Annotated in this window: 14 protein-coding genes (1 of these 14 running past the window's edge); 13 read left to right on the forward strand and 1 reads right to left on the reverse strand. The window is 50.7% G+C overall.

Features of this window, described 5'->3' with window-relative positions; translation table 11 throughout:
* Positions 1 to 80: 80 nt before the first annotated feature.
* Both GL2_RS12605 and GL2_RS12610 read left to right on the forward strand, forming a co-directional pair.
* Positions 81 to 4,496, forward strand: coding sequence for a hypothetical protein (locus GL2_RS12605; protein ID WP_143730987.1), 4,416 nt, complete (start codon positions 81 to 83; stop codon positions 4,494 to 4,496).
* Between the two features lie 360 nt (positions 4,497 to 4,856).
* The gene (locus GL2_RS12610; protein WP_143730988.1) at positions 4,857 to 6,107 is read left to right on the forward strand and encodes a hypothetical protein; all 1,251 of its coding nucleotides are present in this window, start codon (positions 4,857 to 4,859) and stop codon (positions 6,105 to 6,107) included.
* 252 nt (positions 6,108 to 6,359) lie between these two features.
* Here GL2_RS12610 and GL2_RS12615 read toward each other — a convergent pair whose 3' ends face one another.
* Positions 6,360 to 6,968: a tRNA-uridine aminocarboxypropyltransferase gene (locus GL2_RS12615; RefSeq protein WP_143730989.1), complete on the reverse strand. Its 609-nt coding sequence runs from the start codon at positions 6,966 to 6,968 to the stop codon at positions 6,360 to 6,362.
* A gap of 27 nt (positions 6,969 to 6,995) precedes the next feature.
* Between GL2_RS12615 and GL2_RS12620 the strand changes: the two genes are divergently transcribed.
* The 11 genes from GL2_RS12620 to GL2_RS12670 all read left to right on the forward strand — a co-directional run.
* A complete protein-coding gene (locus tag GL2_RS12620) occupies positions 6,996 to 7,433 on the forward strand; it encodes a GNAT family N-acetyltransferase (RefSeq protein WP_143730990.1) in 438 nt (145 codons plus the stop codon).
* A gap of 887 nt (positions 7,434 to 8,320) precedes the next feature.
* The gene (locus tag GL2_RS12625) at positions 8,321 to 8,836 is read left to right on the forward strand and encodes a CinA family protein (protein WP_143730991.1); all 516 of its coding nucleotides are present in this window, start codon (positions 8,321 to 8,323) and stop codon (positions 8,834 to 8,836) included.
* Positions 8,837 to 9,007: 171 nt separating this feature from the next.
* Positions 9,008 to 10,042, forward strand: coding sequence for a recombinase RecA (gene recA / locus GL2_RS12630; protein ID WP_143730992.1), 1,035 nt, complete (start codon positions 9,008 to 9,010; stop codon positions 10,040 to 10,042).
* The gene (locus GL2_RS12635) at positions 10,043 to 10,528 is read left to right on the forward strand and encodes a regulatory protein RecX (protein ID WP_143730993.1); all 486 of its coding nucleotides are present in this window, start codon (positions 10,043 to 10,045) and stop codon (positions 10,526 to 10,528) included.
* A 96-nt stretch (positions 10,529 to 10,624) separates the two neighbouring features.
* Complete coding sequence (gene glpK / locus GL2_RS12640; RefSeq protein WP_143730994.1) at positions 10,625 to 12,103, forward strand: glycerol kinase GlpK; 1,479 nt, start codon at positions 10,625 to 10,627, stop codon at positions 12,101 to 12,103.
* Between the two features lie 49 nt (positions 12,104 to 12,152).
* Positions 12,153 to 13,172 (forward strand): class I fructose-bisphosphate aldolase, encoded by a 1,020-nt coding sequence (locus GL2_RS12645; RefSeq protein ID WP_143730995.1) that lies wholly within the window; start codon positions 12,153 to 12,155, stop codon positions 13,170 to 13,172.
* A 50-nt stretch (positions 13,173 to 13,222) separates the two neighbouring features.
* Entirely contained in the window at positions 13,223 to 14,062 is an 840-nt protein-coding gene (locus GL2_RS12650; RefSeq protein ID WP_143730996.1) for an alpha/beta hydrolase, read from the forward strand.
* 144 nt (positions 14,063 to 14,206) lie between these two features.
* On the forward strand, positions 14,207 to 14,392 hold the full coding sequence (locus GL2_RS12655) for a Trm112 family protein (protein ID WP_143730997.1): 186 nt from the start codon (positions 14,207 to 14,209) through the stop codon (positions 14,390 to 14,392).
* A gap of 4 nt (positions 14,393 to 14,396) precedes the next feature.
* Positions 14,397 to 14,744, forward strand: coding sequence for a histidine triad nucleotide-binding protein (locus GL2_RS12660; protein WP_143730998.1), 348 nt, complete (start codon positions 14,397 to 14,399; stop codon positions 14,742 to 14,744).
* 72 nt (positions 14,745 to 14,816) lie between these two features.
* Positions 14,817 to 17,429: an alanine--tRNA ligase gene (gene alaS, locus GL2_RS12665; protein ID WP_143730999.1), complete on the forward strand. Its 2,613-nt coding sequence runs from the start codon at positions 14,817 to 14,819 to the stop codon at positions 17,427 to 17,429.
* Between the two features lie 128 nt (positions 17,430 to 17,557).
* A protein-coding gene (locus GL2_RS12670) for an aspartate kinase (RefSeq protein ID WP_143731000.1) crosses the window boundary here: on the forward strand, positions 17,558 to 18,348 show its 5' portion. 442 nt of this gene lie beyond the right edge of the window; the window shows 791 of its 1,233 coding nt (coding positions 1–791); the start codon lies at positions 17,558 to 17,560; its stop codon lies off the right edge, out of view.

Here is an 18,348-nt window from a genome sequence, read left to right on the forward strand (position 1 = left end):
AGTGTCGGCTTTCCTTGACCATTTATAACTGGTTTGGCTGCGCCATGTGTAAACTTTTACAAGACCATCTGGAAAGAATCATGTTCAAGAGAAAATGTTGCGTGATTAGTACCATTCAAAAAGAAATTATCAATCGATCGAGACGTTATTTACAGAAGATCCTCATATTGTTGGGGAGTGCCTTATTGCTGACGGCTTGTAGTGGCGAGTCTTCTAATGAAATTGCACAGGAACAACCACTGGATCTATCCCTGCAGCAATGTGAGGTAGCGCAAGGTGGAATTGTGGGAACTGCCATTGATCCGATAATGGTAGGCGGTGTTGAAACCCAGGCCTGCCTTTTGGACCAGGATTTTGGCCAGTCGGGGTATATCAAGCTCAAAGATAGCCACCAATACGAACCCTTGGCCTGGGTACTTGATGGCGTTTACGAAATAGGTCAGAGCAAAAGTTATGCAACGCTGGCAGAGTTACAGGCCGATAATGTAGTTGAAGTGATAGGGCGCCGCGTGCGCGTCTACGCACGGGAAGGCAGCGTGGTTGTGGTGCATCGCAATGCCAAACTCTCTCTTGATATTGAATCTATTGATGACAACCGTTCCGGTGGTGGCGAATGGGGTGGTGTAGTGGTGAACAGCGTTGGTTTTCACCCAGACTGTGGTGACAGCACAAGTAGCGAGAACTTCTGTAATATTAATGGACCCTGGGGTTACTTTGGAGGTTTATCTCAAATCGATACCCGTTATGGAAGTTCGGTGCTCACCAACACTGATATCAACGGTTTCCAATTTTTCAGTGGCTTTAGTGGTTATGTGGCCGAAGCCGGAGGGCATACCAAGAATAACCCTCCACTGAGTGCCGCCATTACCATTAATGCGCCGCACTTCGCGCAAACCATATCACCGCACGGCATTTTATACAGTGCAAACACTGGCTTGGAGTTAAATGGCGGGGCCCTGAGTGCGCAAATCTATGCAATAGGTAACCAAGGACATGCCGTTCACTGGCACAGTGGTTTTGCTGGCCTGATAGGCGGTAACCGTATTATTTATCACGATAGTGACAAAGTGGCCTTAAAGGGGGAAGCCAACAGCCCGGCAATTCAAGAGGAAGCTGGTGTTCAAATTTTTCAGCTGACGGTAGTCGATAAATCCCTGACGGCGGGCACGGCGCTCGAGCTTTCAGGAGGCGGGGATGTTTCCTTAGAGCACTTTATAGTGCAGGGGTTTAATACTTGCTTGAGTATTGCCGACCAGGCAACCGAGGTAGTGTTAAGCAACAGTGTATTGTACTGCGATAAAGTCAGCCAAGCGCAAGAAGGTGTACCCGACTACGCTGAGACACTTCTTTCCCTGGCGGAAAATGTATATTCCTTAAACCCCGATTTAAAGTCTGACTTAACACTGGATAATACAGCTATTCAGGGGGTTATAAATGCAACGCTACCGGCTACATCGAGTTTAGGGGTCCTATTAAATTACGATTTCCGCCTGCTATATGAACCCTGCTTTGGTGTGGGCACTCCTCTTGATGAAACTGTCGATATTGGACAGAACACCTACAGCATCTGCGAATTACAGGGCCATATTAACAGCAACCTGTATTTTGATGATGATATCAATGATAAGTATGTAGCTTGGCGCTTAAAAGGGCCGCTAACTTTTGGCAGTACGCTGGCTGGCCTGAGCGGTGAAGAGCAGGTAGCCCAATTGCAGCAGCTGAACAAAGTGATTTTAGATGGAGATTCCAAACTACTGCTGGATGTCACTTCTTCACTGACCTTTAATGCAGATGTTGCCCTGAGCGTGCGGGGCACCGCGGATAACCCGGTAGAGTTGGCATCCCAGGATGCCGAGGAGTATTGGGCGGGGGTGACCATTAATGGTCTGGATAACCTGTGTACCAGTGAAGAGGCTTGTGCCTTGGCTGCTAAGCCGCAGGTCAGTATCAATTACTTACGCTTGTTGAATGCGGGTAATGGCCAGCCAGCGCTTAAACTTCATCATGTGGCTGCCGGAGTAGAATTGAACTACCTGGATATTACCGATTCCCAGACAAATGGCCTGGTTTTGGATGGTGGTGCAGCGAATATCGATTGGCTGCTGGTCTCTAACGTAGTAGGCGACTCGGTAACCTGGGTTAATGGTTATCGCGGTACGGTGCAGTATGCCATTTTACAACCGGGGGAAATGTCTAACGGCCATGCCCTGTTGGGCCGTAATCACCCCGCAAATCATAACGCTTCTCCGCGTTCGCGGCCGGTTATGGCGAATATCACTGTTAAAGGTACAGATAGTTCGAGTACCGCTATTTTGCTGGAACAGGGTTCTGGTTTATTGCTCTACAACTCCGTAGTTGCCGATTTTACCACTTGTTTGGATATTGATGATCAGGCAACTTCAGACCTGCAGTTTAGCGATCCACTGGAAATCTATTTCGATAATGTAGTACTTGATTGTGGCAGTACTATTCCGGATGAAGACGAAGACGGCGGGCTCGATTTTGCTACTGCCACTCAGGGGCTCAGTGGTGTATACGAAGTTGCCGCAGTATTGGATAGCAACTTTGTCGCCACCGGTGGTGATGTTCCCGGAATCGGCTCTTGGATTGATCTTTCCCTTGCCGGCGACGACGCCCGCTACCTGAATGCCGATGTGGGTTATATGGGTTCTGTACTGGATTCTATGGATGATTGGTACCTGGGCTGGAGTGACTCTGTGGGCGTATTGCTGGCTGCCGAATGTGATTATAAAGGTGTGCTGGAGGATGATTACGTATTCAGAAATGAAAAGGCGGGTAGTGTAAACGTAGGGGGGAGTTCGGTGTATTCCTACTTTAAGGTCTGCGGGTTAAGGGGAACGATCAACGAAGATTTTATTCTAAATGCCTTTACAAGCACAGACCGGGAAGCCCTTGAGAGCGGGCGCCAAGTGAATGAAGAAGTTTATCCTGGGTATTTTCTGAAGCGGGATCCGGCACCTACTCTGTGGCTGATTAATGGCCTGGTAAGAATTGGTGAGGGGCACCTGGAAATTACAGATATTTCCCAGGTGGAGGCAATGAAAGCCAATCCGGTAACTCTTGGGATTGAAGCCTCCAGTATAGTAATGGTTTCCAAGGGCGGAGGCCTGCATATTACCCGTGGCGGTGCTCTGGAAGTAATTGGTGATGTTAGCCTTCGGAATACTGAACTCGATGGGGATGCCGCTGGGCCAGTCAACTTGGTGGGCCTAATTGATAATGATATCGCTTCTTTTACTGCAGGCTACCCTTTGAATATGAAGGTGGGCACCTGGGCAGGCTTGATAATCGACGGTTTTTCACGCAACAACCAGTGCCCGGAGGCCATGGCGGATCCCGGCAGCCGTATCTGTAACATCCCGGGGGAGTATGGCTATCACGGTGGTTACGATGATAATCATAGCAACGTTAATATTGAAAACCTGCATTTATTACAGGGTTCGTTACGCCTGAACAGTGTAGGCCGCGGTAAGATTGAGAATTTGTATTTCGGTCTGGGGGATTTAAGTGGGATTCCTTTGACGTCCGAGACTTGGGGTATTGAGAACTTTGGCCGTGCGGCTATCGATATTGATGGTGGTGTAGTGAATCTACGCAATGTCCAGATTGCTAGTGGTGTACCTGGCAATAGTCTGCGCTGGAATCACGGTTACCGGGGCACTATGCAATCTCTGTATATTCTTGACGGCGGATTTACTGATAGTTTTAGCTTTTCACAAGAGGAATTTGTCAGTAATCTTTTCCAGAAAAGTGGTGTATGGTATGACTACCCAACAATTTCCGGGCGCAACGGTGATCCAGAGGCACTGCCGCGCTCCATGCCCACTTTATCTAATGTTTCTTTAAGTAGAAGCGATTTGGTCATGTTTTTTGATCCTGCGGGCCCTAGTGTTACTACCACTGCACTAGAATTGCTTAGCGGTAGCGGCTTGTTTTTACACAATAGTATTATTGGCGCTGGTAAAGCTGATTTTGATTGGTTGGACTGGTTTGGTGTTACCACAATAGTTGATCAGTGTATTTCTTCTGGTGATGAGATTACCCCTCTGCTAGGGGAGAGTGTTATTTTTGATCAGGTGGCCTTTGCCTGTTCAGAAATGTCAAAGAATTCAAACTTGGCGAACCAGATTGATAATGTCTTTAGTGTTCAATCAGTTAGTAACCAAATCGGTATCGTCAGTAATTCCTCCACAATTCCAACACCGAGCCAAGCGAATAGTGATATTTATTTTTTTGATTGGGTTTTTGGCCAAGAATCAGAGGAGAAATTTAACCAAATTTCGGGTGTCAACTCTTTTGTGGAGTGGTCTCGTAGGTATCCGACGACGAATTTGATTAATTTGGGTAAGGCTGAGCCAGATTATTCCCCATCAGAGTCAGTTGATGTAGATTTCATTAAAAATAGCCTATTCTTTGGCAGCAGTGACTATTTTATCCCTATCAATACAGGAGAGGAATTGAGAGGGGAAGATTAATAGGTCTTTAGCAGAACTTTGATAAAAAAGGCTGGCAATTGCCGGCCTTTTTTTATGAAGTTAAAAATTTTATATGTTGTATTTTTGAGGTTTAGATTGTTGTTTTATTAGTCCGGTGATTGTTGTGTTTTTAATTGATATTTAATGTCGCTGATTGGTGTTTTTATTGTCTATGATGGCGTTCTTATACTTTCGAGTTCTAAGTTTTTTTCTTTAGATATAAAAATAGTCTCGATATCAATCTCGAATGAAATGTAATTCCGTTAAATTCTTAATTCCTGGCGATGAGTTGTTTGCTGGGGATGGGAAAGAGAGCAATGTTATTAATTTTAATTTAACTTCCATTAGGTGGAGTTTGTAATGAAAAAGGTAATTGCTTCAGTTGGTTTGATGGCTCTGGCCACAGTTTCTTATGCGGATAAAGATTTGGGGCTTGATGAAATATGTAACTTTAATGGGGGGTTTCAAGGTATAGTAACTTTCAATGGGGCGCCTTATCTTCGCTGTGATTTACCGGCGTCTATAGCAGTAAACGATACCGTACTGCTTGCAAAAAATAGCTTTGCATTCCCAGTGCTCCGTCCGATTGTATGGGCACTGCCAGGTGTTGTTGTTGTGGGTAACGGTCATATCCAGAATGCCAACCCCAGCACAGTAGACAAAACTGTCCTTAAAATTGAGGCGGGTACACAGATCGCCGGTGCGGTAGACAGCAACTCTGCTTTGGTAATCACTCGCGGTGCGCAGATTGATGCACAGGGTAATTCTGCCAGCCCCATCATATTCTCCTCTATTGATAATAATATGACGGGTTCCGGCGAGTGGGGCGGCTTGGTTTTGGCGGGCTTTGGCGAAAGCAATGGCTGCCCAAATACTAACGGGGAGGATTCATGTGAAATGGAAGGTGTTGCCGCGGCCTATTACTACGGTGGTGGAAAGTACCTGAACGAAACCATGAGCAGCGGCACTCTGGAGTATGTGGTCATTGCTGAGGGGGGCCATGAAGTGGCTGTAGCCAGCGAAATAAATGGCCTGACTCTTTACACTGTGAATAGCAGCACCAATATCAATAATGTGCATATTCACAATAACCAAGATGATGGTATTGAGTTTTTCGGTGGGGATGCTGCTGTTGAGAACCTGTGGCTGACTTGTAATCAAGATGACAGCGTGGATTGGGATGAGGGTTATCGTGGGTCTCTTACGAATGTAAGTATTGCTCAGGGAGACAATGCAGATCACGCCTTCGAATTAGCTAATAATCCAGACTCTGTGACTGCTGCCCCAATTGCGCGCGGTATCGTTACCAATGTGAGTGTTGGCTTTGTGGGCAGTATGCCAGGCTCTACCGATGTTCCCCTGAAGCTCAAAGAAGGCACCGATGCCTACTTTGAAAATGTGCAGATTCTTGGCTATGCCGGGAAGGCTTGTAACGATACCTCCAGTGCTATTGGCAGCAGCTCTACCTCCTATACCGGCGATGTCTTTAACACCATGGAGTATGATTGCTCTCCAGCCAACGATAACACTAGCTATATGGCTCTGCCGGCTTCTGCTTTAGCTACAGGTTATTCGAACACTTCTTTCTGGTCTGCACCTAGCTGTAATTAATTAAGTACTCTCTGCATATTTTCTTCTCTACATTTGGCGCAGGTTTAACCTGCGTCTTTTTTAAGCTGCCTTCACCAATGTTATGGATAAGTGCGACGGGTTTGCTTGAGCTTCTTTTTGTCGGAAATCCCGTTTTGTCATGAGTTGGCAATAGGCTTTTGTGAGTATTGACAAGCTGAAAAATAAGAAACCTTGATTAAGCGCTTGCTCAGGTAATTTCTGAAAAATTTTTTTGATCTATAGTGGCGATTATCAAAACTTGAAATTTTGGTGGCTGTATTTCTGTAATTCGATCATTTTCTCAAACGGTTTTAGCAGCGACTGAAAGTCATCTCTCCCTTCAAGTAGCTGCATTGCTTTAGCGATACTCTCGATTGTCGATAAGCCATCGGAGACTGAGGTTTTTCGAATGGTATAATTAGATTTTAAATCGCCGCCAAGGTTGATGCGGGGCAGTTTCTGCAGTTGGGGGTTGAGGTGAAGAATTTTCTTGGATTTGCGCCAGGTGGCATCAATAACTATCAGTTGCTGAAAGGATAATGATAACTCCTCTCTTTTTCTGACCGACAAGTCAAGATTAACCAGCTTGGTACTATCTGGAAGCCATTCCAGGGAGGGGTAGAGTAGAGCTGATGGGATGCTGAGTAGCTGGTCCTGTAGCTCGCTGGTAAGAGCCTCTGCGATAATCAGGTCGCTGTTACTCAGGCATAGGTGTGCCATTCGCCCTGTATTGAATGGGTGCTTCTCCTCCTGAGGGTGCTGTATGATCAGCACCTTCACAGTATTGGCCACCTCTACCAGGTCGCTGCAATAGCAAACACTCGGTGGTCGCAAGCAGGTATTACAGGTTTCTCTGGGCATTTCTTTACTACAGAGTTTGAGCGGTATATGGAATTAACACGATCTTCCTATAAGTCTCATTGGTTGTCGGATATCGAGATACCCCTGGCGAACAAATTCTATCGCATGCATGGATTTCGTGGCAAAGCCAAGCGGTATGAGGACTGTGCGGTGGTGCGCAATGAAAAGGGGGAGGTTGTAGCTTGTGGTTACCTGAGGAGGTATGAAACCTTCAAGTTGCTCTCGGGAGTCGCTGTGGCGCCGCAGCATCAGGGTAGGGGAGTGGCGCGCCGCCTGCTGGAGCTACTGGCCGAGAAGTTTGACCGAGATACTTATACTTTTCCGTATGAACACTTAAGGTTATTTTATGAATCAATCGGTTTCCATCTAATAGAAAGCGGACAATTGGGTGAGCCTGTCGCCCGGCTCTATCAGAATTATCGAAACCAGGGGCGCACTATATTGGTGATGGGATTTCAAGGCTAGTAATGTTTTGGCTTATATCATTATGCCATTTGCTCTTTTGTGGGATTCTATTTTCGATATGTTTGCCATCCTCAATATAGGCATAGCCGCTTTGTCAGTGTAGTTCTCCAGCTCGCCGTTGTCCCCCGCCCCAATTTTAATCATATCCAGTCTGAACTATCGATTCAGTTGCTCCCTAGATTGTCTTTTCAGGTCAAGGTTTTTGAGTTGGCAAGTGAGGAGGCACAATCCCCTGCAATAGCCAATGTAATCACTGCTATTTTTAACAGCCATGATTTCTTATTTTTTCACTGCTTCTTGTAGGGGTGCCGATTTGGCTATGTTTTTATCTGGGTTATATATTGCCGAACTGGGAGTTGGCTACACAGCGATTCCAGCAATCTTTTATGTTAATTACATGTTTAGGTGCGACAGATAAATCTAACAAAAGCTCAGTTGAGAAGGGTGTGTACTTCAGGCCTCTCATCGTGAGGCGGGCCCTGCTTATCGAATACAAGCCGGTGTTATATTTTGGATATTCAAGTTGGGGTGTATGCATCCAAATGTCAGCTGTGAAATCAGATATTTTGAATATATGGGTAGAATTTTTCTGGGCCACTAAAAGTTAATATGTATGAAAAGTTTTCTGATTCCAGGCTTTTTATTATGCTAATGCTCCAATTAGAAGCAGTTCAGGCTGAGATGATTATATTTGGATGACGATGTATTTTGATTCGTGAACAAATATTTCTTTATCGCTCCCAGACCTGTTTGTTTCGATGCCTGGTGCAAACTAGCCCTGTACCTTATGTGGCAAGGGGACAGTCGTCCAGATTAAGATATAGTTGATGTATTCATGTTGCTGACTGGAAAGGGGATATCCCCGATTCAATTTGATGGGAAGTGTAATGATTGAGTATGGAGAAATTGCCCAGTTAGCCCAGCGTCTGGGTAAAGAGCTGGATAAACGTGCATGGCGAGTTACCGCTGCGGAGTCCTGCACTGGGGGGGCTGTTGCCGCAGCGATAACCGCTATTGCCGGGGCATCGAGTTGGTTCGATGGCTCTATCGTGAGCTATGCCAATCGTATCAAACACAGCGTTCTGGGTGTAGACGCCAAGGATTTACAGCAGTTTGGTGCTGTCAGTGAGCCGGTTGCCCGTCAGATGGCCTGTGGTGTGTTAGCAATGATGGATGCCAATCTAGCTGTTGCGGTGAGCGGTATCGCCGGTCCCGATGGTGGTACAGAAGAGAAGCCTGTGGGTACCGTCTGGATTGCCTGGGCTCATGCCGATGGGCAGGAGCCTGTACAGATCGATGCCCGCTGCTTTCATTTTCAAGGCGATAGGGCTGATGTGCAGGCGCAAACGGTGAGAGAAGCAATCACAGGTATGCTCGCTATCCTGGATGAGCACCCGGTTTAAGGCTGCTAGGGGTTAACCGGGCAATATAGGGCGAGCTTTGCAGCTGCCTAAGGCCCATAATTTGCGCGATGGCGACTGGTACCGGTTGTGCCGGAATTACTGGTTGCCTATACAGTAATCCTTCGTTAAGCTTGCCACCAATCAACACAGCTCAGCAATATGGGAATGGTCATGGATTCCAATAAAGACAAGGCGCTAAAGGCGGCGCTCTCGCAGATCGAACGCCAGTTTGGCAAAGGCACAGTGATGCGCATGGGAGATAAGGAGCGCGTGCGTATCCCGGCGATTTCCACTGGCTCCTTAGGCCTGGATGTGGCCCTGGGTATTGGCGGCCTGCCGCGCGGCCGTATTGTTGAGATCTATGGCCCTGAATCCTCCGGTAAAACCACTCTGACCCTGCAAGTGATTGCCGAAGCCCAGCGCAAAGGTGGCACTTGTGCGTTTGTTGACGCTGAGCATGCGCTCGATCCTATCTACGCCGAGAAACTCGGTGTAAATGTTGATGAGCTGATCGTCTCACAACCGGATACCGGCGAGCAGGCCCTGGAAGTGGCTGACATGCTGGTGCGTTCCGGTGCTGTGGATGTACTGGTTGTGGACTCTGTAGCGGCCCTGACCCCGCGCGCGGAGATTGAGGGTGAGATGGGCGATTCCCATGTTGGCCTGCAGGCCCGCCTGATGTCCCAGGCCCTGCGTAAGCTGACCGGTAATATCAAGAATACCAATACCCTGGCAATCTTCATCAACCAGATCCGTATGAAGATCGGTGTGATGTTTGGCTCCCCGGAAACCACTACCGGTGGTAATGCACTCAAGTTCTACTCCTCCGTACGCCTGGATATCCGTCGCATCGGTGCCGTGAAGGATGGCGATGAGGTGGTGGGGAACGAGACTCGCGTTAAGGTGGTGAAAAACAAGGTGGCACCGCCGTTCAAACAGACTGAATTCCAAATCATGTATGGCGAAGGCATCAACATGGTTGGTGAAATTGTCGATTACGGCGTGAAGATGGGCTTGGTTGATAAGGCTGGTGCCTGGTACAGCTATAAAGGGGATAAGATTGGCCAGGGCAAGGCCAATGCTACCAAGTTCCTGCGTGAGAACCAGGATATCCGTAATGAGATTGAAGGGCAGCTGCGCGCGCAGCTGCTGGGTGACCTGGTTCCAGCCAGCCCCGAAGAGGCCGCAGAACTCTCGGAAGAGTAAGTGCCTTATACCAAAACGGAGCTTTCCGTTGATTCAGCTCAAGCGCTGTTTGGCGCAGCGCTTGAGTTACTTGCCCGTCGTGAACACTCGCGCCTCGAGTTGAGGCGGAAACTGATGGGCAAATTCCCTTCTGCCAATTTCGAAGCTCTTTTTGAGCGCCTACAAGAGCTCAATTATCAATCGGAACAGCGTTTTGCTGAGGTTTTTGCCCGTTCGCGCGTTCAGCGTGGCCAAGGCCCCGTGCGTATCCGTCAAGAGCTACAGCAACGCGGTATAACCGCTGAGCTGGCTGCCTGGGCACTGGGGCAGGTGGAAGCCGATTGGTTTGTATTGGCGCAGGAACAGTTGCAGCGCAAATACCGAAACCCCATTAGTGAGGCGCTGCCGCGGGACCAACTAATAAAGGAGCGGGCAAAGCGTCAGCGCTACCTGGCATATCGCGGTTTCCCTGCTGATGCCATCAGTTGGGCGCTGGACGAGAAGTAAACGGGCTTATACTCTCATCTTGGTTGAGGCATCGCAGTATTTCTGCGGCTCAGAACCACGATAGTGAGAGCGAAAATAATAAGCGCGAGACACCCTATGATCCTATCCATAGACCAGGGCACCACAGGCACTACAGCCTTTGTCTTTGATAGCAGCGGCAGCCTGATTGGCCGCAGTTATTCCGAAATACCCAATTATTATCCCCAGCCCGGCTGGGTCGAGCAGAATGCTGAAGAGATTTGGCAGGTAACGCGGCGGGTCTGCGCTGCTGCGCTACAGCGTGCCGGTATTCGCGCATCCGATATCATGGCGATTGGTATTACTAACCAGCGCGAGACTACGGTTCTGTGGGATCGACATACCGGTGAGCCAGTACACCCCGCCATCGTCTGGCAGTGTCGCCGTTCTGCGGAAATCTGCCAGGAGCTGGCCGTGACAAGTAAGGCTGGCTGGTTGCGTGAGCGCAGCGGTTTGCTGCTTGATGCTTATTTTTCTGCGAGTAAGCTGCTGTGGGTCTTCCGTGAGCAGCCTCAATTGCTGGCCCGTGCCCGCCGTGGCGACTTGTGCTTTGGCACAGTGGACAGCTGGCTGATGTATAAGATGAGTGGTGGCCGCGCGCACCTGACTGATCACACCAATGCCAGCCGTACCCTGTTGTATAACCTCGAGGAAAAACGTTGGGACCCAGAGCTACTGGCGCTGTTTGATTGCCCGGAATCCATCCTGCCTGAAATCAGGCCGTCTGCCGGTCATTTTACCGATACCGATCCCGAGGCGTTCCTGGGAGCCTGTGCGCCCATTTGTGGCGTGGCCGGCGACCAGCAAGCGGCGCTGTTTGGCCAGGGTTGTCTCCGTCCTGGAGAGATTAAAAACACCTATGGTACGGGCTGCTTTATGTTGGCATTTGCGGGTGAAAAACGCCCTGAGCTGCCGGCTGGCCTGCTTGCCACTATTGCTTGTGATATTAGTGGTGCTCCCGCCTATGCGGTTGAGGGTTCGGTGTTTACTGCGGGCTCTGCAATCCAGTGGCTGCGCGACGAGATGGGTCTCATTCAAAGGGCGGTGGATACTGAGGTAATTGCACAGAGTATTGCCGACACCCGCGGAGTTTATCTGGTGCCGGCATTCAGTGGCCTGGGTGCCCCCCATTGGAATCCGTCGGCAAGGGGCACCGTGTGTGGCTTGAGTCGTGGTACCGGCCGCGCGGAGATAGTGCGCGCTACGCTCGAGTCTATTGCCTATCAGAGTGACGAGTTGGCGCGCCTGATGGAAGAGGCTCTGGGGGTGTCAATCAGTCATATGCGGGTGGATGGCGGGGCCTGTGCAAATAATTTCCTGATGCAATTCCAGGCTGATATTTCCGCATTGCGTGTTGAGCGGCCCAAGCAAATTGAATCCACTGCTATCGGTGCGGCCCTGCTAGCGGGGATCGGCAGTGATTTATGGCATTTTGAAAAGTTGCCGGAGTGCCTGCGAGAAATAGAGCGGGATTTTATGCCGGCGATGTGTACTTCGGAGAGGACATCACTGTTGGCCGGCTGGCAGCGGGCTGTTGCCGCGTGTAAGGCATTTTAATCGGAGCAGTTATTTTTATTTGGTTTTTCGGTACAGGGAGGAGGCCAAAATGGAAGTTAGGGACGAGTTACAGGCCACGGTTGAGGGGTTGGTGGATGGTCGCAGGGGTATTCTCGCCGCGGATGAGAGCAGTGGCACGATAGCCAAGCGTTTCAATTCAATCGGTGTTGAGTCAACCGAGGAGAATCGCCGCAATTACCGTGCGGCCCTGCTGGGTGCTGAGGGCCTGGGGCAGTATGTCAGCGGGGTGATTCTTTTTGAGGAGACCCTGGGCCAATGTTGTGACAGGGGTGCCCCTCTGGCCCAAGTGGCGGTGGCGCAAAATATTGTACCCGGTATTAAGGTCGATAAGGGTAAGGGGCCATTACCTGGCGCAACAGGTGACATGATCACTTATGGCCTGGATGGACTTGCCGAGCGCCTGCGCAATTATAAGGAGCAGGGGGCTCGATTCGCCAAGTGGCGTGAAGTCTATCCGGTGAGTCCGCACAATCCCACCGATCTTGGTCTCAGGGCTAATGCCGAGATGTTGGCCCGTTACGCCGCCGTTTGCCAGGCGGAAGGCGTGGTGCCCATCGTAGAGCCTGAAGTGCTTATGGATGGAAGCCACGGTATTGAGCGTTGTGCGGAGGTTAATGAGCAGGTCTGGCATACCGTTTTTCATGCCCTGTATCGCCATGGCGTCACTCTTGAACTGATGTTACTGAAACCCAGCATGGTGACTCCGGGGGCGGAATTGGCCCGAGTGGAACCGCAGCAAGTTGCGGAGCAAACCCTGCGCAGGCTGCGCCGCGCAGTACCCGCAGCTGTACCCAGCATAAACTTTCTCTCTGGGGGGCAGGGAAATGATGAGGCCTCAGAAAATCTCAATGCATTGAACCAACTCAACGATGCACCCTGGCAGCTGAGTTTTTCCTACGGCCGCGCGTTGCAGCAGCCGGCTCTGGCAGCCTGGGCAGGCCAGTCGGAGAATACGGTTGCAGCGCAAAGAGCTTTAGTTCATCGAGCGCGTATGAATCACCTGGCTATGCTGGGGCAGTATCGCAGTGGCCTGGAACAGGAAAGCTGACAGGAGCCGGTTAGCCAAAGAAATAACAATAATGAAAATAAGGAGGGGCAATGGAATTTGTAACCAGAGATATAAGCCTGCACTACCGCCGCTGGTGGGTTGAAGGTGCACTCGGTGTAGTAGTGATTTCCCACGGTCTGGGTGAGCACGGTGGCCGTTATACCATGCTGGCCCAGCACCTCAATCGCGCGGGATTCAGCGTCTATGCACCAGATCACTATGGGCATGGATTGTCCGAGGGTAAAAGGGGGCATATCGATGATTTCTCCCTTTATTGCGAAGACTTACATCAGTTTATCTGTCTGGTCAAAAGTGGTAACCCCGATACAAGTGTGCATCTGCTGGGGCATAGTATGGGAGCGGTGGTTGCCTGTGGCAGTGCTATTCGTTACGGCTCAGTAGATAGCGTGATCCTGTCGGCGCCTGGGTTTCGCGGGGCCAGGGAGCCTGCGGGTCTGGAATTATGGTTAGTAACGATATTGGCCAGGCTGTTCCCGAAACTGGTGCTTTCCAGCCGGATTGATGACAAATGGTTGAGCCGCGATATCTCCGTTATCGAGTCCTATCGCAGTGATGCGCTTGCCCATCATGGGGTTTCCCTGCGCTGGTTTGAGAGCTTTCTGAACGAGAGGGAGTTCCTTTCGGCTAATCTGGAGCGTTTACTTACCCCCTGCTTGATGTTGTTGCCGGAGTCGGATCGTCTGGTCGATGTCGAACTCAGTAGAGAGTGGTTTACTCGTATAGGGTCGAAAAACAAAAAGCTGCACTGTTTTCCCGAGGCGTATCACGAATTGTTTAACGAGATAGAGGAGGGGCGCCTAGCAAGGGATTTACTGCTGGGACACCTAAACTCCATTTTGTCTGCGCCCAACCCTGTCGCCTCAGGATAAAAACAGGCAAGGGGTGGTTAAAACGAGAAGTTCCTTCGGATTAAGCTGCGGTGAATACCGTGAAAAACCCTATGAAGCATTGTATGATACGCGGTCATTTTTGCCCCCCGGAAGTTGTGTCGGGGGGAAATAGTGGGGTGGAACATGGATAAAAAGTTGCTGAGCCTATTAGTGTGCCCGGTAAGTAAGGCGCCGCTGGAGTACCGCGAAGATTCCCAGGAACTGGTTTGTAGGGCCAGTGGCCTGGCCTATCCGGTTAGGGATGGGATCCCGGTAATGCTGGAGTCCGAAGCGCGTCAGCTCACAGCTGAGGAAAAGCTGGAAAAATAAACCAATGGGTGAACCCAGCGTTTTCAGTCAAATTATCTCGGGCGATATTCCGGCTGAGAAAATCTACGAGGATGACCTTTGTGTCGTTATTGAAGATCGGGCGCCACAAGCCCCGGTCCATCTCCTCATTATCCCACGCAAATCTCTGGTTAACCTGTCCGATGCCAAAAGCGAAGACAAGGGTCTGCTTGGCCACCTGATGTGGGTGGCTGCCGAGCTGGGCAGGCAGTTGGGTCTCGAAGGCTTTCGGTTGGTGGTTAACAATGGTCGAAGCGCGGGACAGACCGTATTTCACCTACATATTCACCTGCTGGCTCAAAAGAAAATGCCCGAACAGGGGCTCGGGCAGTAGCGGGACAGGTGTGGCACCGCGTTATCGGTGTCGTTCAAATAATTTTCAACTAACGAAGTGGAATTACGCCGGATGAAAAGCGCACAGATTCGCGACGCCTTTCTGAATTACTTTGCCGAGCAGGGCCATACCGTGGTGCCATCGAGCTCCCTGATCCCGGGCAATGACCCGACCCTGCTGTTCACCAACGCCGGCATGGTGCAATTTAAGGACACCTTCCTCGGCCAGGAAAAACGTCCATACAACCGAGCCACCAGCTCCCAGCGTTGCGTACGTGCTGGAGGCAAGCACAACGACCTGGAGAATGTGGGTTATACCGCGCGCCACCACACCTTTTTTGAAATGCTGGGCAACTTCAGTTTCGGCGACTATTTCAAGCGTGAAGCTATCCGCTTTGCCTGGGATTTCCTCACAAAGGTGCTAAATCTGCCAGAAGAACGCTTATGGGTTACTGTGCATATTAGCGATGACGAGGCGGCCGATATCTGGTTGAAAGAAGTGGGGGTCAGCGCTGAGCGTTTTTCCCGCCTCGACGAGGATAACTTCTGGCAGATGGGGGACACCGGTCCCTGTGGACCCAGCTCTGAAATTTTCTACGACCATGGTGCAGATGTGCCTGGTGGTCCTCCCGGTTCCGACAACGATGACCTCGACCGTTACATCGAGATTTGGAATCTCGTATTTATGCAGTATGAGCGCACGGCCGATGGCGAATTGCACTCGTTACCCAAGCCCTCGGTGGATACTGGAATGGGTCTGGAACGCATCGCTGCTGTAATGCAGGGCGTGCACTCTAATTATGAAATTGACCTGTTCCAGGCGTTACTGAAAGCGGCTGGTGAAATTGTTGCCTGCGATAACCTGGAAGAGAAATCCCTGCGCGTAATCGCCGACCATATTCGCTCCTGTTCTTTCCTGATCGCAGACGGGGTAATGCCCTCCAATGAAGGGCGCGGCTTTGTATTGCGCCGCATTATCCGTCGCGCTGTGCGTCACGGTCATAAGCTGGGCCACAAGGAGGTTTTCTTCTTCAAGTTGGTGGAAGCCCTTGCGGAACAGATGGGTGATGCCTACCCGGAGCTACGTGAAAAGCAACAGCTTATTGAGCAGGCGCTGCGTAAAGAAGAGGAGCAGTTTGCTAAAACCCTGGATAAGGGGATGGCCCTGCTGGAGGGTGCGCTGGCATCCCTGGAAGGAACAGAGATTCCCGGTGAGCTGGTGTTCACTTTGCACGACACCTATGGTTTCCCCACCGACCTGACCCAGGATATTGCCCGAGAGCGCGGCTTGTCCCTGGATATGGTGGGTTATGAAGCTGCAATGGAAGCTCAGCGTGAACGTGCACGGGCGGCGGGCAAGTTCAAGCAGGACTATACCGAAGTTCTGGACCTGGAAGGGGCGACTGAATTCCTCGGCTATGAGGCGACTGAATCCCAGGGAAAAGTGATTGCCATCATCAAAGGCGGCGAGCAGGTGGAGCGTCTGGAAGAAGGCGAAGAGGGCACGGTGATCCTGGATCGCACTCCTTTTTATGCTGAGTCCGGTGGCCAAGCCGGTGACAGTGGCTACCTGAATGTTGCTGCAGGTCGTTTCGAGGTTCTCGATTGCACCAAGCAGGGCGGCCACCACCTGCATGCCGGTAAGGTATTGCGGGGTGCTGTTGCGACTGGGGAAGAAGTTTCTGCCAAGGTGTCTGCGGATGTGCGGCAGGCAACAGCGCTTAACCATTCTGCTACCCACCTACTGCATGCCGCCCTGCGCAAGGTGTTGGGGGAGCATGTTACCCAGAAGGGTTCCCTGGTGGACTCAGAACGTCTGCGTTTTGATTTCTCTAACCCCGAGGCGGTTACCAACAAACAGCTGCATGCCATTGAGTCACTGGTAAACGCACAGGTTCGCGCCAATACCCCAGTTGATACCCGTGAAACTGATATTGAGTCGGCCAAAGAAATGGGGGCTATGGCACTGTTCGGTGAGAAATATGGGGATACCGTTCGCGTACTTTCTATGGGCGAGACTGAGACCGGCGCTTTTTCTGTAGAGCTGTGTGGCGGTACCCATGTCAAACGCACTGGTGATATTGGGCTGCTACGTATTGTAAGTGAGAGCGGTATAGCGTCGGGCCAGCGTCGTATTGAAGCGGTGACTGGTGCACATGCACTGTCATTATTTGATCAAACTCAGCAGCGCATTGAGCATATTGCTTCATTACTTAAGGCGCGCCCGGATAGCCTGGCCGATAAGGTTGAGCAGCTACTGGTTAATAATCGCAAGCTGGAAAAGGAAATTGCCCAGCTCAAGACCAAGTTGGCCAGTGGTGCAGGTGGAGATCTTACTGCGCAAGCGTTGGACATTGGCGGCTTTAAGCTGTTGGCCGCCTCTATTGATGGTGCAGATCCTAAGTCCCTACGGGATTTGGCTGACCAGATGAAGAACAAGCTCGGTAGTGGCGTCGTGCTGCTCGCTGCGCCTGGTGAAGATAAAGTCGCACTGGTAGCTGCGGTAACCCAGGATCTTACAGGTCGATTATCGGCGGGAGACCTGATGCGTTTTGCTGCAGGTAAGCTTGGTGGTAAGGGCGGTGGTCGCAAAGACATGGCGCAGGGTGGCGGAAGTGATGTTTCTGCCCTGGCCGGTATGTTACGGGAGGTGCCGGCGTGGGTTGAGGGCTCCCTCAACGATTGATTTCGGTTAAAACGGCGCCAGAAGTCGTATGTGAAGTTGATTTCACCGAAGTTTGGTGATTAAGTGCGCGCCTGCACGAGCCTGGGCAGTGCGCGTACTTGGCCAGGGGCTAAGGAAACACAAAGATTATGAGTTTGTTCGTGCAGAAATACGGCGGGACTTCTGTGGGCTCTATCGAGCGCATTGAGGCTGTCGCCGACAAAGTAGCCGCATTTCGCGCTAAAGGGCATGACCTGATTGTAGTGCTTTCCGCCATGAGTGGAGAGACCAACCGCCTGATTGATCTGGCATACCAGATCCAGGAAAAGCCAGACCCCCGCGAGTTGGATGTGCTGGTATCCACTGGTGAGCAGGTCACCATTGCGCTACTGAGCATGGCCTTGAAAAAGCGCGGCTATGATGCCTGTTCCTATACCGGCGGACAGGTCAAGATCCTCACGGACAACGCCCATACCAAAGCGCGTATTCAACGTATCGATGTTGAGCGCATGCGCACTGACCTGGATGGCGGAAAAGTAATTGTAGTAGCCGGTTTCCAGGGAGTGGATGATGATGGAAATATCACCACTTTAGGGCGTGGCGGTTCGGATACCACGGGCGTGGCACTCGCCGCAGCGCTCGATGCCACTGAGTGCCAGATTTATACGGATGTTGACGGGGTCTATACCACTGATCCACGGGTCGTGGATAGTGCGCGTCGTATGGACCGGATTACGTTTGAGGAGATGCTGGAGATGGCCAGTCTTGGCTCAAAGGTCCTGCAGATCCGCGCCGTAGAGTTCGCTGGTAAATATAAGGTTCCTCTGCGCGTACTCTCAACATTTGAAGAGGGTGAAGGAACCCTGATTAGCCTGGATGAGGAAAATAACGAGATGGAACAACCCGTCGTATCCGGTATCGCATTTAATCGCGATGAAGC

It is taken from the genome of Microbulbifer sp. GL-2, assembly GCF_007183175.1.
Lineage (GTDB): Bacteria > Pseudomonadota > Gammaproteobacteria > Pseudomonadales > Cellvibrionaceae > Microbulbifer.